Source organism: Nocardia puris, assembly GCF_003315035.1.
GTDB lineage: Bacteria > Actinomycetota > Actinomycetes > Mycobacteriales > Mycobacteriaceae > Nocardia > Nocardia puris.
The window spans coordinates 12024-29117 of sequence record NZ_QNRE01000009.1; the positions used below are offsets into that span (position 1 = coordinate 12024).

Annotated in this window: 18 protein-coding genes; 6 read left to right on the forward strand and 12 right to left on the reverse strand. The window is 70.2% G+C overall.

What is annotated here, in order from left to right; genetic code table 11:
- Positions 1-29: 29 nt before the first annotated feature.
- From DFR74_RS21280 to DFR74_RS21300, 5 genes are all read right to left on the reverse strand, one after another.
- Positions 30-1553: an aspartate aminotransferase family protein gene (locus DFR74_RS21280; RefSeq protein ID WP_067513813.1), complete on the reverse strand. Its 1524-nt coding sequence runs from the start codon at positions 1551-1553 to the stop codon at positions 30-32.
- A complete protein-coding gene (locus DFR74_RS21285; protein ID WP_067513812.1) occupies positions 1550-2413 on the reverse strand; it encodes an alpha/beta fold hydrolase in 864 nt (287 codons plus the stop codon). The genes DFR74_RS21280 and DFR74_RS21285 overlap by 4 nt, the downstream gene beginning before the upstream one ends.
- The gene (locus DFR74_RS21290) at positions 2410-3735 is read right to left on the reverse strand and encodes an FAD-dependent oxidoreductase (RefSeq protein WP_067513811.1); all 1326 of its coding nucleotides are present in this window, start codon (positions 3733-3735) and stop codon (positions 2410-2412) included. Before DFR74_RS21290 ends, DFR74_RS21285 begins: the two co-directional genes overlap by 4 nt.
- Positions 3736-3922: 187 nt before the next feature.
- Positions 3923-4846, reverse strand: a complete 924-nt coding sequence (locus tag DFR74_RS21295; RefSeq protein ID WP_067513810.1) for a zinc-binding dehydrogenase — start codon at positions 4844-4846, stop codon at positions 3923-3925.
- A gap of 144 nt (positions 4847-4990) precedes the next feature.
- A complete protein-coding gene (locus tag DFR74_RS21300; RefSeq protein WP_067513809.1) occupies positions 4991-6079 on the reverse strand; it encodes an alkene reductase in 1089 nt (362 codons plus the stop codon).
- A gap of 129 nt (positions 6080-6208) precedes the next feature.
- Here DFR74_RS21300 and DFR74_RS21305 point away from each other — a divergent pair, with 129 nt between their 5' ends.
- From DFR74_RS21305 to DFR74_RS21315, 4 genes are all read left to right on the forward strand, one after another.
- A complete protein-coding gene (locus DFR74_RS21305) occupies positions 6209-6649 on the forward strand; it encodes a MarR family winged helix-turn-helix transcriptional regulator (RefSeq protein WP_067513808.1) in 441 nt (146 codons plus the stop codon).
- Between the two features lie 195 nt (positions 6650-6844).
- Complete coding sequence (locus DFR74_RS21310) at positions 6845-7240, forward strand: hypothetical protein (RefSeq protein ID WP_067513807.1); 396 nt, start codon at positions 6845-6847, stop codon at positions 7238-7240.
- 33 nt (positions 7241-7273) lie between these two features.
- Positions 7274-7429, forward strand: a complete 156-nt coding sequence (locus DFR74_RS36145) for a DUF6131 family protein (RefSeq protein ID WP_170160782.1) — start codon at positions 7274-7276, stop codon at positions 7427-7429.
- 36 nt (positions 7430-7465) lie between these two features.
- Positions 7466-8380 carry an NAD(P)H-dependent flavin oxidoreductase gene (locus DFR74_RS21315; RefSeq protein WP_067513806.1) on the forward strand — a complete coding sequence of 305 codons (915 nt, stop codon included), beginning with the start codon at positions 7466-7468 and terminating at the stop codon, positions 8378-8380.
- On the opposite strand, the gene DFR74_RS21320 is transcribed toward DFR74_RS21315, so the two are convergent.
- The 3 genes from DFR74_RS21320 to soxR form a co-directional block, all read right to left on the reverse strand.
- The gene (locus DFR74_RS21320; RefSeq protein WP_084538145.1) at positions 8301-9152 is read right to left on the reverse strand and encodes an L-2-amino-thiazoline-4-carboxylic acid hydrolase; all 852 of its coding nucleotides are present in this window, start codon (positions 9150-9152) and stop codon (positions 8301-8303) included. The genes DFR74_RS21315 and DFR74_RS21320 overlap by 80 nt on opposite strands.
- Positions 9153-9332: 180 nt before the next feature.
- Positions 9333-10049, reverse strand: coding sequence for a DsbA family oxidoreductase (locus tag DFR74_RS21325; protein ID WP_067513805.1), 717 nt, complete (start codon positions 10047-10049; stop codon positions 9333-9335).
- A 50-nt stretch (positions 10050-10099) separates the two neighbouring features.
- Positions 10100-10564: a redox-sensitive transcriptional activator SoxR gene (gene soxR, locus DFR74_RS21330; RefSeq protein WP_067513804.1), complete on the reverse strand. Its 465-nt coding sequence runs from the start codon at positions 10562-10564 to the stop codon at positions 10100-10102.
- A 61-nt stretch (positions 10565-10625) separates the two neighbouring features.
- Between soxR and DFR74_RS21335 the strand changes: the two genes are divergently transcribed.
- On the forward strand, positions 10626-12029 hold the full coding sequence (locus DFR74_RS21335) for an MFS transporter (RefSeq protein WP_232331904.1): 1404 nt from the start codon (positions 10626-10628) through the stop codon (positions 12027-12029).
- Positions 12030-12330: 301 nt separating this feature from the next.
- Here DFR74_RS21335 and DFR74_RS21340 read toward each other — a convergent pair whose 3' ends face one another.
- Positions 12331-12867 (reverse strand): DUF3145 domain-containing protein, encoded by a 537-nt coding sequence (locus DFR74_RS21340; protein WP_067513817.1) that lies wholly within the window; start codon positions 12865-12867, stop codon positions 12331-12333.
- Positions 12868-12963: 96 nt separating this feature from the next.
- A complete protein-coding gene (locus tag DFR74_RS21345) occupies positions 12964-13794 on the reverse strand; it encodes a serine hydrolase domain-containing protein (protein ID WP_067513803.1) in 831 nt (276 codons plus the stop codon).
- Positions 13795-13866: 72 nt separating this feature from the next.
- Here DFR74_RS21345 and DFR74_RS21350 point away from each other — a divergent pair, with 72 nt between their 5' ends.
- Positions 13867-15060 carry a serine hydrolase domain-containing protein gene (locus DFR74_RS21350; RefSeq protein ID WP_067513802.1) on the forward strand — a complete coding sequence of 398 codons (1194 nt, stop codon included), beginning with the start codon at positions 13867-13869 and terminating at the stop codon, positions 15058-15060.
- Between the two features lie 85 nt (positions 15061-15145).
- Here the strand turns inward: DFR74_RS21350 and DFR74_RS21355 are convergent, their stop codons facing one another.
- Complete coding sequence (locus DFR74_RS21355) at positions 15146-16276, reverse strand: NDMA-dependent alcohol dehydrogenase (RefSeq protein WP_067513801.1); 1131 nt, start codon at positions 16274-16276, stop codon at positions 15146-15148.
- A gap of 220 nt (positions 16277-16496) precedes the next feature.
- The gene (locus DFR74_RS21360; RefSeq protein ID WP_113975228.1) at positions 16497-17081 is read right to left on the reverse strand and encodes a DinB family protein; all 585 of its coding nucleotides are present in this window, start codon (positions 17079-17081) and stop codon (positions 16497-16499) included.
- Positions 17082-17094: the final 13 nt, after the last annotated feature.

Sequence of the window (17094 nt, forward strand, 5' to 3'; positions counted from 1 at the left end):
TTGGCGCTGAATTCCGGTGCGGCACGGGCTCAGGCGATGGCCGCCAGCCGTGCCCCGCCCGCGTCCCTGATCTCGCGGCACACGTCGCGCAGTGCCGCCGCCAGGCGCTCGATATCGGCGGTCTCGATGTAGACCGAGGGCTCGAAGCGCAGCGTGTACACCGCGCTCGAGGTCGGGAAGGTGCGAATGCTGTGCTCGCGCAACAGGAATCCGGAGACGTAGTAGCCGAAGAAGCCCGAGGCGTCCACCTCACGCAACGCCGCCGAGTCCGACTCCGCCTGGTTCACGAACTCCAGGCCCGCCATCAGGCCGCGGCCGCGCACGTCGGCGACCACGTCGGGGAACTCCTCGCGCACCGAGCGCAGCGCCGCCAGCAGTTCCGCGCCGCGCCGTTCGGCCGCCCGGTAGAGCGCGCCGTCGTCGGCCTCCAGGATGTCGAGCACCCGGCGCGCGATCAGCGTGGAGAAGCTGTCCTTGGCGAAGGTCGAGCTGTGCATCAGCTCGAAATCGCTGAGGTAGCGTGACTCCCGCACCAGCAGCACGGCGGCCTTGGCCACCCCGCCGCCCAGGCTCTTGGCGATCGCGTAGTAGTCGCCGCGCAGGCCGAGGTGACCGCTGGCCAGGAACGCGCCGGTGCGCCCCATGCCGGTCTGGATCTCGTCGATGATCACCGGGATGCCGAGTTCGGCAGCGACCCGCTGGACGTCGGCGACGAAGTCCGCGGGCATCTCGTGGATGCCGCCCTCGCCGAGGATCGGCTCGAGCACCACGGCGGCGAACACGGGGAACGGCCGCTCCACGACGCGCACGGAACCGCCTTCGACTACAAGGCTTTTCGCAACCCGGCTCTCCGCCCGCACCACCGCGTCGAGCGCGCCCGGCTCGTCCACGGGCACGAACCGCGCCTGCGCGGCCAGCGCCGAGAACACCGCCCGGTAGTTCGGGTTGTAGGTGAGCTGGACGCTGCCCGCGAGCTTGCCGTGGAACGCGCCGACCGGCGACAGGAACAGCGGCGTGGCGGCGAACAGCGCCTCGTTGTGCGCTGTCACCTCCGCCACCAGCGCGTCGATCTCCGCGGCAGGCACCGAGGCCTCGCGGGCCGCCTCGATATCGGCCTCGATCTGCGCCCGCAGTCCGGCGGCCCGCACGAATCGCTCGAACTCGGCGTGCTTGAGCCCGGCCTCGATCGCTTCCGCGCCGCTGTTGGCGAAGATCGCGAAGTAGCCTTCGTCCGAATCCAGTTCGCGACGCACGATGCGATTGAGCTGGTTGGCCACGTCGTTGGCGTACGGGTGGCGGGAGAACTGCGCGTGGATGGGCGTCTGCGCGGCCAGCAGTTCCCTGGCGTACTCGATGATTTCGGGGTTGCTGTGCCCGAGCAGCGTGGAGCCGTAGCCGCCCACGAAATCGAGCACCGCGATCTCTTCGTCGCCGCGGCGGTAGTAGAGCGTATCGCCTTCGCCCCGGGTGTATTCCACGTCGAGGCCCGCCGTCGCCAGCACCCCGCGCAGGTACGGCTCGGCGAACTCCCGTTCGGTCGCTACGGCGGTCATCGGTTCTCCAGCTGTTCGGTGCGGGCCAGCCGCACGATTTCGGCCGCGACCGTCTCCGGGTCCTGCTGCGGCTGCCAGTGCGAGGTCTGCTCCAGCGTCACCAGCCGGTACGGACCGGTCACGTGCTCGCTCGTCTTCTCGACCGCCAGCTTGCTGACGGCGGTGTCGGTGACGCTCCACACGAAGGTGGTCGGGACCGGTACAGGGCCGAACTCGAAGGGTTCGCCGAGCAGGTTGTTGGCGCGGTACCAGTTCAGCGCCGCGTCCAGCACGCCGGGCTCGCGGTGCTTGGTGACGTAGCGCTCCACTTGTTCCGGGGTGAGCACGCCCTCGCCCGCCTGCGCGAACCACCCGTAGAGCTGGGCGGCGTCGTCGGCGAGGAACTGCTCGGCCGCGCCGTCGGACATCAGGAACTCCACGTACTGGGAGCTGTGCTGCTGTTCGGCGTCCACCCGGTAGGCGTACTGGTAGGCGTCCAGATGCGGGATGGCCAGGGCGACAAGGCTGTTCACCCGGTCGGCGTGCCGCGCGCCCAGGTACCAGGCCACCGCCGCTCCCCAGTCGTGGCCCACCACGTGCGCCGACTCGACACCGAGCGCGTCCAGCACGGCCAGCGCGTCGGCCGCCAGCAAGGGCAGCGCGTACTCGCTCACCGTGGTGGGCCGGGCGTCGTCGGAGTACCCGCGCTGGTCGGGCGCGATGGTGCGCAGCCCGGCGCGGTGCAGGATCGGCGCCACTTCGGTCCACGACGCCCGGCTGTGCGGGAAGCCGTGCAGCAGCAGCACCGCGGGACCGTCGGCGGGGCCCTCGACGTCGACGTCGAACGTCCACTGCCCGAACGGGATTCGCTCGACGCTCATGCCGGCACCTCGCCCAGGATCTTGGCCTCGAGCTGCGGCTCGTGCAGCACGCTCGGGTGGTCGGCCAGGCCGATCACGCGCTGGTAGGCACGCGACACATCGCCGTCGCGGCTGGCCGCGTCCTGGACCTGCGCGATGAACGCGTGCGCCTCCAGGATCTCCGGGGTGCGCTCGCCCTGGACCTCGGGGTAGCTGAGGTCGGCGCCGATCGCCATCTGCCAGCAACCGTCGATCGCGTCGGCGGCCAGGTCGGCGAAGTAGGCCAGCGGATCGATCTCCTCGTCGCGGTTGACGTGCTCGCGCAGCACCGTCGAGCCCATCGCGGCCACCGTCATACCCTGGGCGTAGCTGGGATTGAAGCTGGCGACCGCGTCGCCGATCACCAGGAAGCCCGCCGGGAAGTCGGTCATGCGCTGGTAGTGCCTGCGCAGGTTGGTCGGGAACTTGTAGGCCACCGGGTCGTTGATCGGCTCGGCGTGCTGCAAGGTCTCGTAGATGTCCGGCGCGGCAAGGGTTTTGATGAACGCCAGGTAGCCCTCGGGATCGGTCGGCGGGTGATCGCCGAGGATGCCGTAGGCCGTGACGATGCTGCGCCCGCCGTCGATCTTCTGGCAGATGCAGCCGCGCGGCACGCCCGCCGAGGCCACCGTGTTGATCGAGATGTCGCCGCCGAACGCCTCGTCGGGGATCGTGTAATACCGGGTGGCGTAACCCATCCCGATCTTGTGCTTCTCCTCCTCGACCCGCTCGTAGCCGAGGTCCTCGAGCCACACCGCCGCGCGCGAACCGCGCCCGGAGGCGTCGACGACGAGGTCGGCGGGCAGCAGGGTCTCGTGCGACGCCTCGGGGAACACCCACACGCCCGCGATCCGCTTACCGTCGTCGACCACTTCCAGCCTGCTGATATCGGTCTGCTCGAGCAGGTCGACGTTGGGCAGCGCCAGCACCCGGTCGCGGATATGGGATTCGAAGAACGGGCGGCTGGCGGTGAGGCAGACCAGCCCGGAATCGACCTGCACCAAGCGCTTTCCGTTGATGATCCAGCGCACGTCGGCGGAGGCGTCGCCGATCGCCGCGCCGTCGGCCACCATCTGATCGGTGACACCGGGGAAGTGTTCTTCGGCGATCTGCTGGCCGCGCGAGAGCAGCCCGTGCAGATGGTGGCCCTGCGGCAGACCGCGCCGCAACAGATTCGGGCCGGTCAGGTGGTCTCGGTCCACGAGGGTTACCCGCTCGTACCGGTCGGCGAGCACGCGGGTCGCGAACAACCCGGCGAGCCCACCTCCCAGCACGACAGCGCGGCTCCGCACACGGCTGGTCATGGCCTGTCTCCCTTGCTCGTACAGCTCTTGCCGAGGGGCGGCCGGTGCTCCCGGCCAGCCCACGGGGCGACCGTATCCACGGGCCTGTAATCGACCGCTCATCGTCCGGAAACTGCCCGCTGTTCGCGCTGGTAGAAGCGATATTTCCGCGCGGAAGGGCCGGTTTTCGCGGCCGTGCGCGGACCGCTCAGGACACCCGGCGCACGTCCAGGACTGCCTTGCCTTTGATCCGGCGGTTCAGCAGGTGGTCGGCGGCCTCGCGGTAGTCCACCCAGTCCCCGCGCCAGCCGATCGGAAGGCTCAGCGCGCCGCGCTCGGCGAAGTCCACCAGCGTGGCCAACTCCTGCCCCAGCGGCGCGTGCAAGTTGAACGCCTCGATGCGGCCCCGGTCGACCTGGATGCGCGCCTCCTCGAAGTCGATGGTGGTCGGCTCGCGTGACGCCTTGCCCACGGCCACCACGGTGCCGCCCGCCTCGAGTCGCAGGTAGGCGTCGGCCAGCTGCCGGCCGCCGACGTTGTCCACGACGCCGAAGACGCGCTCGCGCAACGCTTCCGGACCCACGATCACTTCGGACGCGCCCAGTTCGGCCAGGCCCTCGCCGCGCTCCGGGCTGCCGACCGACGCGATCACCCGCGCGCCCGCCAGATGCGCCAGCTGCACCGCGAACCGGCCGACGCCGCCGGACGCGCCGGTGATCAGCACCCGGCGCCCGACGATCGGGCCGAGCGCGCGCAACGCCTGCAACGCGCTCACCCCGGCCACCGGCAGCGCGGCCGTGGCTCCCAGGTCGAGTCCGTCGGGCACCACGGCCAGGTTGGCGGTGTCGACCGCGCGCAGCTCCGCCCAGGCGCCGGTCCACCCGAAGGTGACCACGCGCGTCCCGGCGGGCGGACCGGACCCGTCCACCGCGGCCCGCGCCACCACACCCGCGGCGTCCCACCCCGGGATCAGGCCCGCGGGCGCCTCGGGCGAGCGGAACGCGACCTCCCCGAAGTTGAAGGAGAACGAAACCACTTCCACCAGAGCCTGATCCGGCCGCGGGGCCGGCGGCTCGGCGCTGCCCAGGCGCAGCATGTGCGGACTCACCTTGTCGTGCACGAGTGCCTTCAACGCCCGCGCTCCTTTCGGTACGGCCGGCTACGCGCCGGCGCTCGAGCCGCGCGAGCACGTCCGGCCCACGCGGTACGGACATGACGAGACCACCCCGCGCGCACCGGCCTACCGGTGCCGCGCGCGGGGTGATCGTCGCGGGAATCAGGCCGAGGCGACCTTGTCCAGGGTCGGGTAATCGGTGTACCCGGTGTGGTCGCCGCCGTAGAAGGTGGCCTGGTCGGGGGTGTTGTACGGCCCGCCCGCCTTGATCCTGGCGTCCAGATCGGGGTTGGCCAGCCACAGCGCACCCAGCGTGACGGCGTCGGCGACACCGGACTCGAGCGCCTCGGTGGCGGCCTCGACGGTGGCCGGGAAGGCCTCCGGGGTGGGGTGCGGGTTGAGGATGAAGGTGCCGGGCCACGCGGCGCGCAGGGTCTTGGTCAGCTCGCGGCTGCCGCCCTCGATGATGTGCACGTAGGCCAGGTTCAACTCGGCCAGCTTGCTCAGCAGCTCGGTGTAGAGCGGCGCCGGGTCGGCCTCGACGATGTTGTTGAACGGGTTGGCCGGCGAGAGGCGGATGCCGGTGCGGTCGGCGCCGATGGCGTTGATCACCGCGGACGCGACCTCGAGGACCACGCGGATCTTGTTCTCGACCGAACCGCCGTACTCGTCGGTGCGCAGGTTGGTGTTGTCGGCCAGGAACTGGTGCAGCAGGTAGCCGTTGGCACCGTGCAGCTCGACACCGTCGAAGCCGGCGTCGATGGCGTTGCGCGCGGCCGAGACGAAATCGGCGACGGTGGTCTTGATGTCCTCGACGGTCAGCTCCCGCGGGGTGGGGTGATCGATCATGCCGTCGGGGGTGAACAGCTGCTCACCGCTGGCCACGGCCGAGGGCGCGACCGGCAGGGCGCCGTCCGGGTACAGGGCCGGGTGGCCGATGCGGCCGGTGTGGGTCAGCTGGGCGAAGATGCGCCCGCCCGCGTTGTGCACCGCGTCGGTGACCGCGCGCCACGCCTCGACCTGCTCGGCCGCGTGCAGGCCGGGGGTGAGGAAGTAACCCTGCCCGATGACGCTGGGCTGGTTGCTTTCGCTGATGATCAGGCCCGCACTGGCCCGCTGTGCGTAGTACTCCGCGGTGAGCTCGGTGACACGTCCGTCGAGGGTGGCCCGGTTACGGGTCATCGGCGCCATGAACAGGCGGCTCGGGAGCTCCAACTTGCCGATCGTGATCGGCTCGAACAGGGTGCTCACCTTGACTCCTTCTGCTTGGGTCGCGCGCGGCAGCCCCGGCGCGAATACTTTATCGAATCAAGCGCTATCGTGGCACAGGTGCTTGATCGGATCAAGCATTCCACTCAACGTTGGCATAGAATTCGCGTTATGGCAGTTCCGGCAGGCCCCGTACGCGCGTCCACCGACCTCGAGCGCGTGATGTTCGACTTCGTGGACGCCTACAACCACGCCTTCGAGGCGGCGGCGCGCGAGCACTCGATGAGCATGGCGCACGCCTGCGTCCTCGGCCGGGTCGGCACCCGCCGCGGCATGGGCGAACTGGCCGAGGAACTCGGCTGCGACGCCTCCAACATCACCCAGATCGTCACCCGGCTGGAGGGGCGGTCCCTGGTGCGGCGCGAGCCGAACCCCGAGGACCGCCGCTTCCGCCAGATCGTGCGCACCCCGGCGGGCGACGTCGTCAACGACGCCTTCGAGGAGTCCTTCGACTTCCCCCGCCGCGCGGTCGACGGCCTCACCGACGAGGAACAGCAGCAGCTCGCCGCCCTGCTCCACAAGGCCCTGGCCGCGCAGAGGCCCACGGCCTGAACAACACTCGGCACGCGCGGCCGATGGCTCGAATCGCCCGGTCGCCGGCCGAGAGTCCGGGCCGACTTGCCTGCTCAACAGCATCGATACGTATCTGCCCGGCGAAGGGAAAATCATCGCCCGCCGCACCGTTTGACTTCCGGAACAGCGGGAACCTCGATTCCGCACATTGTTACTCGGTATGTGGGAATTGCCATGATCATCATTCTCGGAGTCCTCGTCGCGGTGCTGGCGGTCGCCGCCGGTGTGGCCGGAGTCGCCGCCAACACCGGCGATGCCAACCGCCTCGGCAGCGAGTTCTCGGTATTCGACTACCAGTTCGGCGGCACCACCGGTGAGCTGTTCCTCCTCGGCATCGTCGTCGGCCTGGTCGGCGGTGTGGGCGTGAGCCTCACGCTCAGCGGCGTCTTCCGGTCCACCCGCAAGAACATGGCGGTCCGGCGCGAATTGCGGGAATCGCGGCGGGTGGCCGCCGCGGCGCGCGCCGATCACACCGGTGATCGGAAATCGACGGCGCGCACGCCACAGTGGCGGGTTCCGCAATTCCTGCGCAAATCCGGCTCCCCCACTCGCGGCGCCACCACCAAATAATTCGAACTGAAATACTCGATCGGAAAGCTCGTCATGATCGTTCTCGGACTCGTTCTGCTCATCGTCGGATATCTGCTCGGATTCGGGCTGCTGATCACCGCCGGCGTCATCCTGCTCCTCATCGGCGCGGTGCTGTATATCGCCGGTTCGGTGGGCCGCCCGGTGCGCGGCCGCCGCCACTATTTCTGAGTTCCTCCCCGACAGCGGCCGTGCCAGAATCACCGCATGTCACGACCAGTCCCGACCGATCCCCTCGCGGGCCGCGTGCCCCTCGTCAACGCGCCGATGGGCGGTGCGGCGGGCGGTGCGCTCGCGGGCGCGGTTTCCGCGGCGGGCGGACTGGGGATGATCGGCATGGGCAGTTCCGGCACGCGCGCGGCACTGAGTCGGGAATTGGACCGCGTGCCCGAGGGGGTGCGCGTCGGAATCGGGGTGGTGGACTGGGTGGTTCGCCGCGAGCCCGCCCTGCTGGACCTCGCCCTCGAATCAGGCCCGCTGCTGCTGTCCGTCAGCTTCGGGACGGAACTGGACTGGATCGCCCGCGCCCACGCGGCCGGCATCCCCACCGCCGTCCAGGTCGCCGACACCGCGGAGGCCGAGGCCGCCCACCGCGCGGGCGCCGACCTCCTGGTGGCCCGTGGGCAAGAAGGCGGCGGGCACGGCCGCCCACTCCACAACCGCGACACCCTCCTCGCGAACGTGCTGCGCGTCACCGACCGCCCCGTACTCGCCGCCGGGGCGATCGCCACCGCCACCGACGTATCGCATGTCCTGTCCCTCGGCGCGGCGGGCGTATGGGTCGGCACCGCCTTCACCGCCTGCCGCGAAGCGCTCACCACACCCGGCGAGCGCGCGGCCCTCCTCGCCGCCGACGGCGAAAACACCCTCCTCACTTCGATTTTCGACCAGGCCGCCGGCTACCCCTGGCCCCCGGACCTCCCCGAACGCGTCCTCGCCAACGACTTCACCCGCCGCTGGAGCACCGGCCTCACCGACCTCCCCACCGCCACCGCCGAACTCCACCGAGCCCTCACGGCCGACGACCCCCGCAACCGCCCCGTCAACGCCGGCCTCGGCGTGGGCAACCTGACCGAGGAAACCTCGGCCGCCGAGGTGGTGCGCAGGCTCGCGCCTCGCTGAAACCCGTTGCCCGGCAACCTGAAACGTGATGGGCACCGCGATTACCGGACATGGTGCCTCGACGAGGAGCTTCACCGCTTCCACGGTCAGACTTGGTCCGGGGTCGCCTCCACGCGATCGAAGTGGAACGGCAGTGACTCCCGCCCCGGCCGATGGTCGTCGCGCGTTCGAAGCGGAATCCGTGCCGGTCGGGATCGATGGCCGCGATCCAGGTGGCGTCGAACTCGCACATCTGCGGTGTCAACTCGGCGACGCCGTCGGCCCGCAGGACGTCGTGGTAGAAGCAGTGCCGGACGTTCACGTGGTAGCGGCGGTCGTCGTCGGCCGCGTGCTCGAAGACGAAACCGCGTCCGAAGGCGAAGGTTTCGCGGGACCGGCTGAGCTCGACCATGGCGGCGAACGGGTCCTCGACGGCGTCGAGCATCGCCCGCGTACCCGCACATAACGTGTCGGCGAGGGGTTCGACGAACGCCTTCCGCACGGCGACGCGCGCGGCGGTGCTCCCGAGCGCGGGCCGGAGGAACCGGTAGGCGAACACGAGCGCGAGCGTCATGCGCAGATTGTGGCGGGCGGGTTCGTCGACGACGCGATGTTCCTGTCGCACCGCCAATTCATCCAGGCGAGCGCGCATTTCGGGCACCGGGTCGCCGAGCCCGTGCGCACGCACGGTCCGGGCGACGCTGTCGAAGACCCCGTCGATGAGCAGGCGGGTGTCGCGCTCCGGATCGGGAACGTAGGCACCGGAATCGAGAGGGAACGGGTCGGTGTTCACCGTGCCGTCCTTTCGAGACGAGTCCGGTCTCGAAACACGGCCACCCGCGGGTCACGCAGCCGGCCGTGCTCGCTACCGAACGAGCACGCCGACGCACTCCACCGACCAACCTGGCGTCATCGATATGTTGTCGATATTACGAGGTCAGGATGCCATGGGCGCGCCGCCCTGTCCACTCCCTCAGTCACGAGAAGGCAATTCGCACCCGTCGGGTCCGCAGGTCTCGTCGCTCGCGCCGATGGGCTGGAGGGTGGGTTGGTGGGTGGACCAGCCTTGGGTGAGGGCCTGGGTGAAGACGGCAGGAGGTTGGGCGCCGGAAACCGCGTATTTGCCGTCGAAGACGAAGAAGGGGACGCCGGTGATGCCGAGGCGGCTCGCCTCGGTCTCGTCGGCGCGGACGGCGTCGGCGTAGGCGGTGGGATCGGCGAGGACCGCGCGGACGGCGGCGGCGTCGAAACCCGCGTCGGCGGCGATCTCGACCAGGCGTTCGGCGCTGCCGAAGGCGGGGCGCGCGTCGGCGAAGTTGGCGCGGTAGAGGGCGTCGAGGAGGTCGGCCTGCCTGCCCTGCTCGTGGGCGAAGTGCAACAGCCGGTGCATGTCGAACGAGTTGCCGAAGTCGCGGCCCTCGGTCAGGTAGGTCAGGCCCAGCTCACCGGCCTGCGCGCCGATACCGCGCTCGTTGGCGGCGGCCTGCGCCTCGCTGATGCCGTACTTGCTCGCGATCTTCGCCACCACCGGCCCGGTCTCCTCGGGCCCCAGCGTGGGATCCAACTCGAACGAGCGATGCACCACCTCGACCTGCTCGCGCTGCGCGAACTCCCCCAGCGCGCGTTCGAACCGCGCCTTCCCCAGGTAGCAGAACGGGCAGTTGATGTCGGTCCAGATGTCTACGCGCACGTTTCTGGCAACACCCGCCGCCACCGGCCTGTTCCCCGGAGGGGTGTGTTTCACCAGACGTCGTCCGCGTCGTAGTGCAACCGGCGCGGCCCCGGCCCTTCCACCGAGAGCCGGTCCCCGGGGTTGAGGACCCGGCAGGTGTTCAGCGACAGGCAGCCGCAGCCGAGGCAGCCGGTGAGCTCCTCTTCGAGCCGTTCGATCTCCCGCCGCCTGGCCTCGAGCCGGCGATGCCAGCGCGCGGAGATGCGCCGCCAGTCGCGTTTGCCCGGCATCCGGTCCTGCGGGAGGTCGGCGAACATCTCCGCGACTTCGGCGAGCGGAATGCCGAAACGCCGCGCCGCCAAGATGATCCCGAGCCTGCGCAGCACGTAGCGCGCGTAGCGGCGCTGGTTGCCCGACGTGCGCACCGACGAGATGAGCCCTTGCTCTTCGTAATAGCGCACGGCGCTGGTGGCGATCCCCGCGCGCTGGGCCACCTCCCCCACGGTCAGCAAGTCCTTCGGCGTGTAATTCACCGCACTCCTCGGCATCCGGTGTGTTGACTTCAAGTCAACCTTAACTTTTAGTTTGGCGTGCGTGGAACTCTCCCCTGTGAAACAAGACCTGGCGCCCAGCGGCTCGTGGCGCACGCTCTTCGGCAGGCCTCACCTGCCCGTCGTCGTGGTACTGGCCGGCGGCGTCGGCCTGTACGCGATGAACCTGTACTTCACCGCGGCGTTGATGCCGTCGGTGGTGCACGACCTGGGGGGCGCGCGGTATTTCGCGTGGGCCTCGACCGGGTACCTCATCACGGCGGTGATCGCGACGGTGCTGGTCGGCCGCTTCCTGCGCTCACGCGGCCCGGCCCGCTCCTACCTGATCGCGTACACGGTGTTCGCGCTCGGCACGGCGCTGGGCGCGGTGAGCCCGACGATGGAACTGTTCGTCGCGGGCCGGGCCGTACAAGGGTTCGGCGCGGGACTGCTCACCGGACTCGGCTACGCGGTGATCCGGTCCGTGCTGCCCGCCGGACTCTGGACTCGCGCAACAGGTCTGGTGTCGGCGATGTTCGGCGTCGGCGCGCTCGTCGGCCCGGCGGCGGGCGGCGCGTTCGCCGAACTCGACGCGTGGCGGCTCGCGTTCGCGATGCTGGTCGCGCTCGCACTCGCACTCGTCGTCCTGACCGTCCGCGCGCTGCCGGGCGCCGCGCCCGCCCGATCCGGCCCCGGCGCGGCCGTGCCCGTCCTCCCCATCCTCGCCCTCGCGCTCACGGCCGCGGTGATGAGCATCGGATCGACCGCCACCGGCGCGCTCGTGCCGGTGTGCATCGGATTGGGCATCGCCCTGCTCGCCACCTTCCTCGTGCTCGACGCGCGCACCCCGAACGGCGTGCTGCCCCGCTCGACCTACGCGCGCGGCAACCCCCTGAAGTGGGTCTATCTGACGGTCGCCGCCCTGTGCGCGGGCGTGATGACCGAGAACTTCATCCCCCTGTTCGGCCAGGAACTCGCGGGCCTCACGCCGCTGCTCGCCGGTTTCCTCGGCGCCGCGCTGTCCTTCGGATGGGTTGTCGCGCAACTGTTCAGCGTGAACGCCTCGCCCACCACCGCGCCCGGTCTGGTCCGGCTCGCGCCGTGGTTGCTCGCCGGTGGTCTGGGCGGATACGGGCTGCTCCAGTTCGCCGGGGCGGGCGCCGGTGTGGTGATCGCGTGGACGGTACTGCTGTTCATCGCCGGCGCCGGTATCGGCTTGGCCTTCCCGCACCTGTCGGTCGCCGCGATGAGCAGCAGCGCCGACGAGGGCGAGGGCGCCAAGGCGGCCGCGGCCGTCAGCACGACCCAACTGATCGCCTACACCCTCACCTCCGCCATAGCGGGCAACCTCCTCGCCCTCGGCGGGGAGGATATGGCCGCGTCGGCCCGCTGGGTCGTCCTGGGGATCGCGGCACTCGTATTCCTCGGTACCGCAACCGCTTTCGCGGCGACCCGGAGAACCACCTGACGACGCGGGCCGGCTTCGTCCACCGGCGGAAACCGAACCGCGTCGTCACCGGCGAGCAGGTGGAGCGACGGCCCAGCGGACGTGCACGGCCGGAAAGCCTTGCCACACCGGCGCCGCCCTGCCCGCAGCCGACTACCGCCATCCGGAACCCTTTGCGGGACAACAGGTTATCGGCGCGGGCAACGACCGTGTGGATCGCAGGCGAACCGACCGAACACGCCGGGGTGACACCGGTGAGCCTTCCGAGACGATCGGCGTCACCCCGAACGTCGCGATACGCCTCCGGAAACGGTTGATCCCCTCACCCCACGTCGCGGCGCAGCCAGGTGACTTCCGCCCCCACTCCCCCGTCACCCGACCGGTACACCTCGAGGTCGTCGTCCCACGGCGTGCCGAGCGCGCGATCGATCTCGGCGGCCAGGTCGTAGGCCGAGTACTTCCCGAGTTCGCGCGCGGCTTGCAGCATGGTGCGCAACCGCATCTCGCCCAGCGTCACATCGCCGTTGGCGCCGGTGGATCCGTGGAACAGGCCGAGACCGGGCACGAAACTGTAGCGCTCGCCGTCGACGCCGTCGCTCGGATCCTCGGTCACCTCGAACCGCAGGACCGGCCAGGAGCGCAGCGATTGGGCGATGCGGGAGGCCGTGCCGACCGGTCCGATCCAGTCGCTGGTGGCGCGCAGATGACCGTCGGCGGGCTGGGCGGTCCAGCGGAGTTTGGCGGGGGAACCGAGGGCGGAGGTGAGCGCCCACTCGACATGCGGGCACAGCGCGGCCGGCGACGAGTGGATCCACACCACACCCGCCGTCGAGTCCGCGAACTGACTCGATGCGCGCACCACTGACACCTCCAGCTCCGACGAGGGACGTCTTCCCCAACGGCCCGTCTCGGCTGGCGTTGCCCGAGTTTACTGGAGTGTCCGGAGTTACGTCTGTTACTTCGCGAGCGTGTTGCCCGCGAGTCGCGCCTCGGCGACGACGGCGTCGCTCAGGACCGGCCACACCTCCCGCGCCCAGTCCCCGAAATTCTCGTCCGCCAAAGCCACACACGCCACCGATATTCCGGGATCGACCCACAGGAATGTGCCCGACTGACCGAAGTGGCCGTAGGTGCGCGGCGAGTTCGCACCACCCGTCCAATGCGGCGATTTCCCGTCGCGGATCTCGAATCCGAGCCCCCAGTCGTTGGGCCGCTGCGACCCGTACCCCGGCAACACCCCGTTCAAACCGGGGAACTGCACGCTGACGGCCTCGGCGTGCGCCTGTGCGGAAATCAGCGTGGGTTCCAGCAATTCGGCCGCGAACCGCAGCAGATCGGCCACGGTGGACCGGCAGGCGTGTCCCGCCGACCCGGTCAGCACCGAGGCTTTCATGCCGAGCGGCTCGAATACCGCGCCCCGCAGATAATCGTCGAACGCGATCCCCGTCTCCTCGGCGAGAAAGTCGGCGAGCACCTCGAATCCGGCGCTGGAATAGATGCGCCGGGTGCCCGGCTCGGCCATCACATCGGTGGTGGCGAAGGCCAGTCCCGAGGTGTGCGCGAGCAGATGCCGGACGGTAGCTCCGGGCGGGCCCGCGGGCTGATCGAGTTCGAGCGCGCCCTCTTCCACCGCGACCAGCACGGCATAGGCCACCAGCGGTTTGGTGACCGAGGCGAGCGGGAAGACGCGTTCGGCGTCGCCCTGCGCGACGGCGCCGGCGCGGGTCACCACCCCCGCCGCCGCGTGCCGAACCGGCCAGTCCTGGATCTGCTCGAGTGAACGCACACCGCGAGCGTACGGAATGCCCGGCGTACGGGCGGCATCTCGCACCGGTACCGCCGGTACCATGGTCGGATCATGAGCACCCTACCCGCGATCCACGGCGAGGCGGCCCCCGGTTTCGGCCCGGTCGCCGACGCGTTCCGCCGGAATTTCTCCCACCACGGCGAGATCGGCGCCGCCGTCGCCGTCTACGCGGGCGACGACCTGGTCGTCGACCTGTGGGCGGGCCACCGTGACCGCCACCGCACGCTGCCGTGGGAGCGCGACACCATCGTCCCGGTGTTCTCCTCCACCAAGGGCATGGCGGCGTTCGTCGTCGCGAGCATGGTGTCGCGAGGCGTGCTGGACTACGAGAAGCCGGTGGCCGACTACTGGCCGGAGTTCGCCGCGCACGGCAAGGGCACGGTCACCGTCCGTCAGCTCATCGACCATCAGGCCGGGTTGTCCGGGCTCGACCGGATCGTGACGCTGCGCGAACTCGCCGATCTGGACGGGCTGGCGAAGATCCTCGCCGAGCAGAAACCGGCGTGGCGGCCCGGCACGCGCCACGGCTATCACGCGCTGACGCTCGGTCTCTACCAGGGCGAGCTGGTGCGCCGCGTCGATCCGCGCGGGCGCACCCTCGGGCGGGTCTTCGCCGAGGACATCGCGGGCCCGCTCGGCCTGGATTTCTTCATCGGGTTCCCGGAGTCGGAGCCGATCGAACGCGTCGCGACGCTCTCGGCGACGCGCGGCCTGGACATCCTGCGCTTCGAGCGCGACCTTCCGCTGCGCATCGGCACCGAGATCTACCTGCAACGCGGGCATTCCCATGCGGCGCTGACCAATCCGCGCTGCGGAGCGCCCGTGCGGGCCGCCCGGCGCGAGTTCCTGGGCCTCGAGCTGCCCGCGCACGGCGGCGTGGGCAACGCGCGCTCGCTGGCCAAGGTCTACGGCGCGGCGGCCGGGCGGACCAGCGCGCTACCGCTGGCCGACGACGTGCTCGAGCTGCTGGCCGCCGCCGACACCGCCGACGACGTGCCCGCCGACGATCTGGTGCTGCACACCAAGAGCCGCTACCACCTCGGGTTCCGCAAGTCGCGCGGCTCGTTCCGCTTCGGCGCCGACAAGCGCGCCTACGGCACCACCGGGCTGGGCGGTTCGTTCGGATTCGCCGATCCCGCCACCGGACTCGGCTTCGGCTACACGATGAACCGCCTCGGCATGGCCGTGCTCGACGACGTGCGCAGCCGCAACCTGCGCGAAGCGCTCCTGCGCTGCACCCGCTGAGCACTCATGACGAAAGCTCGGCCCGGCGAACCGGTTTGGCGCCACCCGCCCACGCGGGTGGCGCTGCGGCTCGCCGGGTGAACCGTTACCAGTCGGCCTCGGTGTAGCGGATGATGCCGCGAATGTTCTTGCCGTCCAGCATGTCCTGGTAGCCCTGGTTGATCTCCTCGAGCGAGTAGCTGCGGGTGACCATGTCGTCCAGGTTCAGCTGGCCGCTCTTGTACAGGGCGAGCAGGCGCGGGGCGTCCTGGCGGGCGTTGCCGCCGCCGAAGATGCAGCCCTTCACCGTCTTCTGGAGCATGGACAGCAGGAAGCTGTTCATCTTCACCTCGCCGGCGTCCATGCGGCCCATGGAGGTGACCACGAGGGTGCCCGCCTTGGCGGTGAGGATCAGGCCCTCCTCGATGTAGTCGCCGTGCATCTCGCCCATGGTGAGGATGACCTTCTCGGCCATGCGGCCCTCGGTCGCGTCCATCAGCGGCATGATGGCCTCGGCCATGCTGGCGTAAGTGTGTGTCGCGCCGAACTTCTGGGCCTGCTCGCGCTTCCACGGGTTCGGGTCGATCGCGACGACCTTCGACGCGCCGGAGAGCACGGCGCCTTGCAGCGCGCTCATGCCGACGCCGCCGATGCCCGCGATCACCACGGTCTCGCCGGGCATCACGTTGGCGACGTGGGTGGAGGAGCCGAAGCCGGTGGGCACGCCGCAGCCGACGAGGCAGGCCACCTCGAACGGGACGGTCGGGTCGATCTTGACCACCGACGTGTGGTGCACCGTCATGTACGGCGCGAACGTGCCGAGCAGGCACATGGGGATGACGTTCTGCCCGCGCGCCTGGATGCGGTAGGTGCCGTCGCTGATCGCCTGCCCCAGCAGCAGCCCCGCGCCCAGATCGCACAGGGCCATATGGCCCGAGACGCACGCCGGACAGCGCCCGCAGGCGGGGATGAACGAGAGGATGACGTGATCGCCGACCTGGAGGTCGGCGGGCACGTTGGGGCCGAGCTTGGTGATGACGCCCGCGCCCTCGTGACCGCCCATCACCGGGAAGCCCGGCATCGGTGTCGCGCCGGTGACGATGTGGTGGTCCGAATGGCACATCCCGGCGGTCTCCATCCGGATCTGCACTTCGCCCGCGACCGGATCACCGACTTCGATCTCTTCCACCGACCACGGCTCGTCAATCCCCCACAGGATCGCGCCCTTCGTCTTCATTGCTGCCGACCTCTCGCATGCACGTGCTTCTCTGTGACTGCACCCACACTACGAGAAAAATGGAACGCGTTCTAGTGGTGTCGCGGAAATTGATCTACAAGGCCGATATCGGCACCCGAACGCGTTCTAGATTCTGCCTCGCGCGGGCCCTCGGTCACCCGGGACCCTACGCGGCACCCGCCCCGCGCCGAGGCCTTTTCGACCCCGACGGCGGCAATGGTCAGCCCCGGACGTCGTGCACGTGGTGGACGAGGTCGTGCGCGAAGTACTTCGCCAGCGACTCGACGGTGAACAGCGAGCCATTGCTGCGCCGGGCGCGCAGGCCCCGATCCGCCGGCGGCACGGCGGCGAAGGCGCGGGCGGCGGCATCGGCCGCCACGGACAGATCGGCGGCGACCATGGCCGGGTCCTGTGCGCCGTAGCGGTCGGCCACGGCGGTGGCGTCCTGATCCCAGTTCGAGAACTCGGGCAGGCCGTCGGGCGTCTCCCCCGCCGCGCGCCCGCGCGGGTCGAACGCGGGCACGCCGGGGTCGATCGCCTCGGCGCCCGTCACCACGGCGGCGCGGTAGACGAAGATCCGGCACACGTCGCGCACGTGGGCCCCGTATTCGAGCGCCGACCAGGTCGACGCGTCGGGCCGCACCGCCGCACCGGGCCGTTCCAGCGCCGCGCCCAGCCGGCGCGCGCTCGCCCGCGCCAGCTCGGGCACCTCGTCGTAGGCGGTGGCGGTGGCGTCGAAACCGCAGTCGGGGCAGACGCGTTCGAGCACCCAGGTCCAGTCCTTGACATCGGGAACGATCGACATGGCACCGACCCTA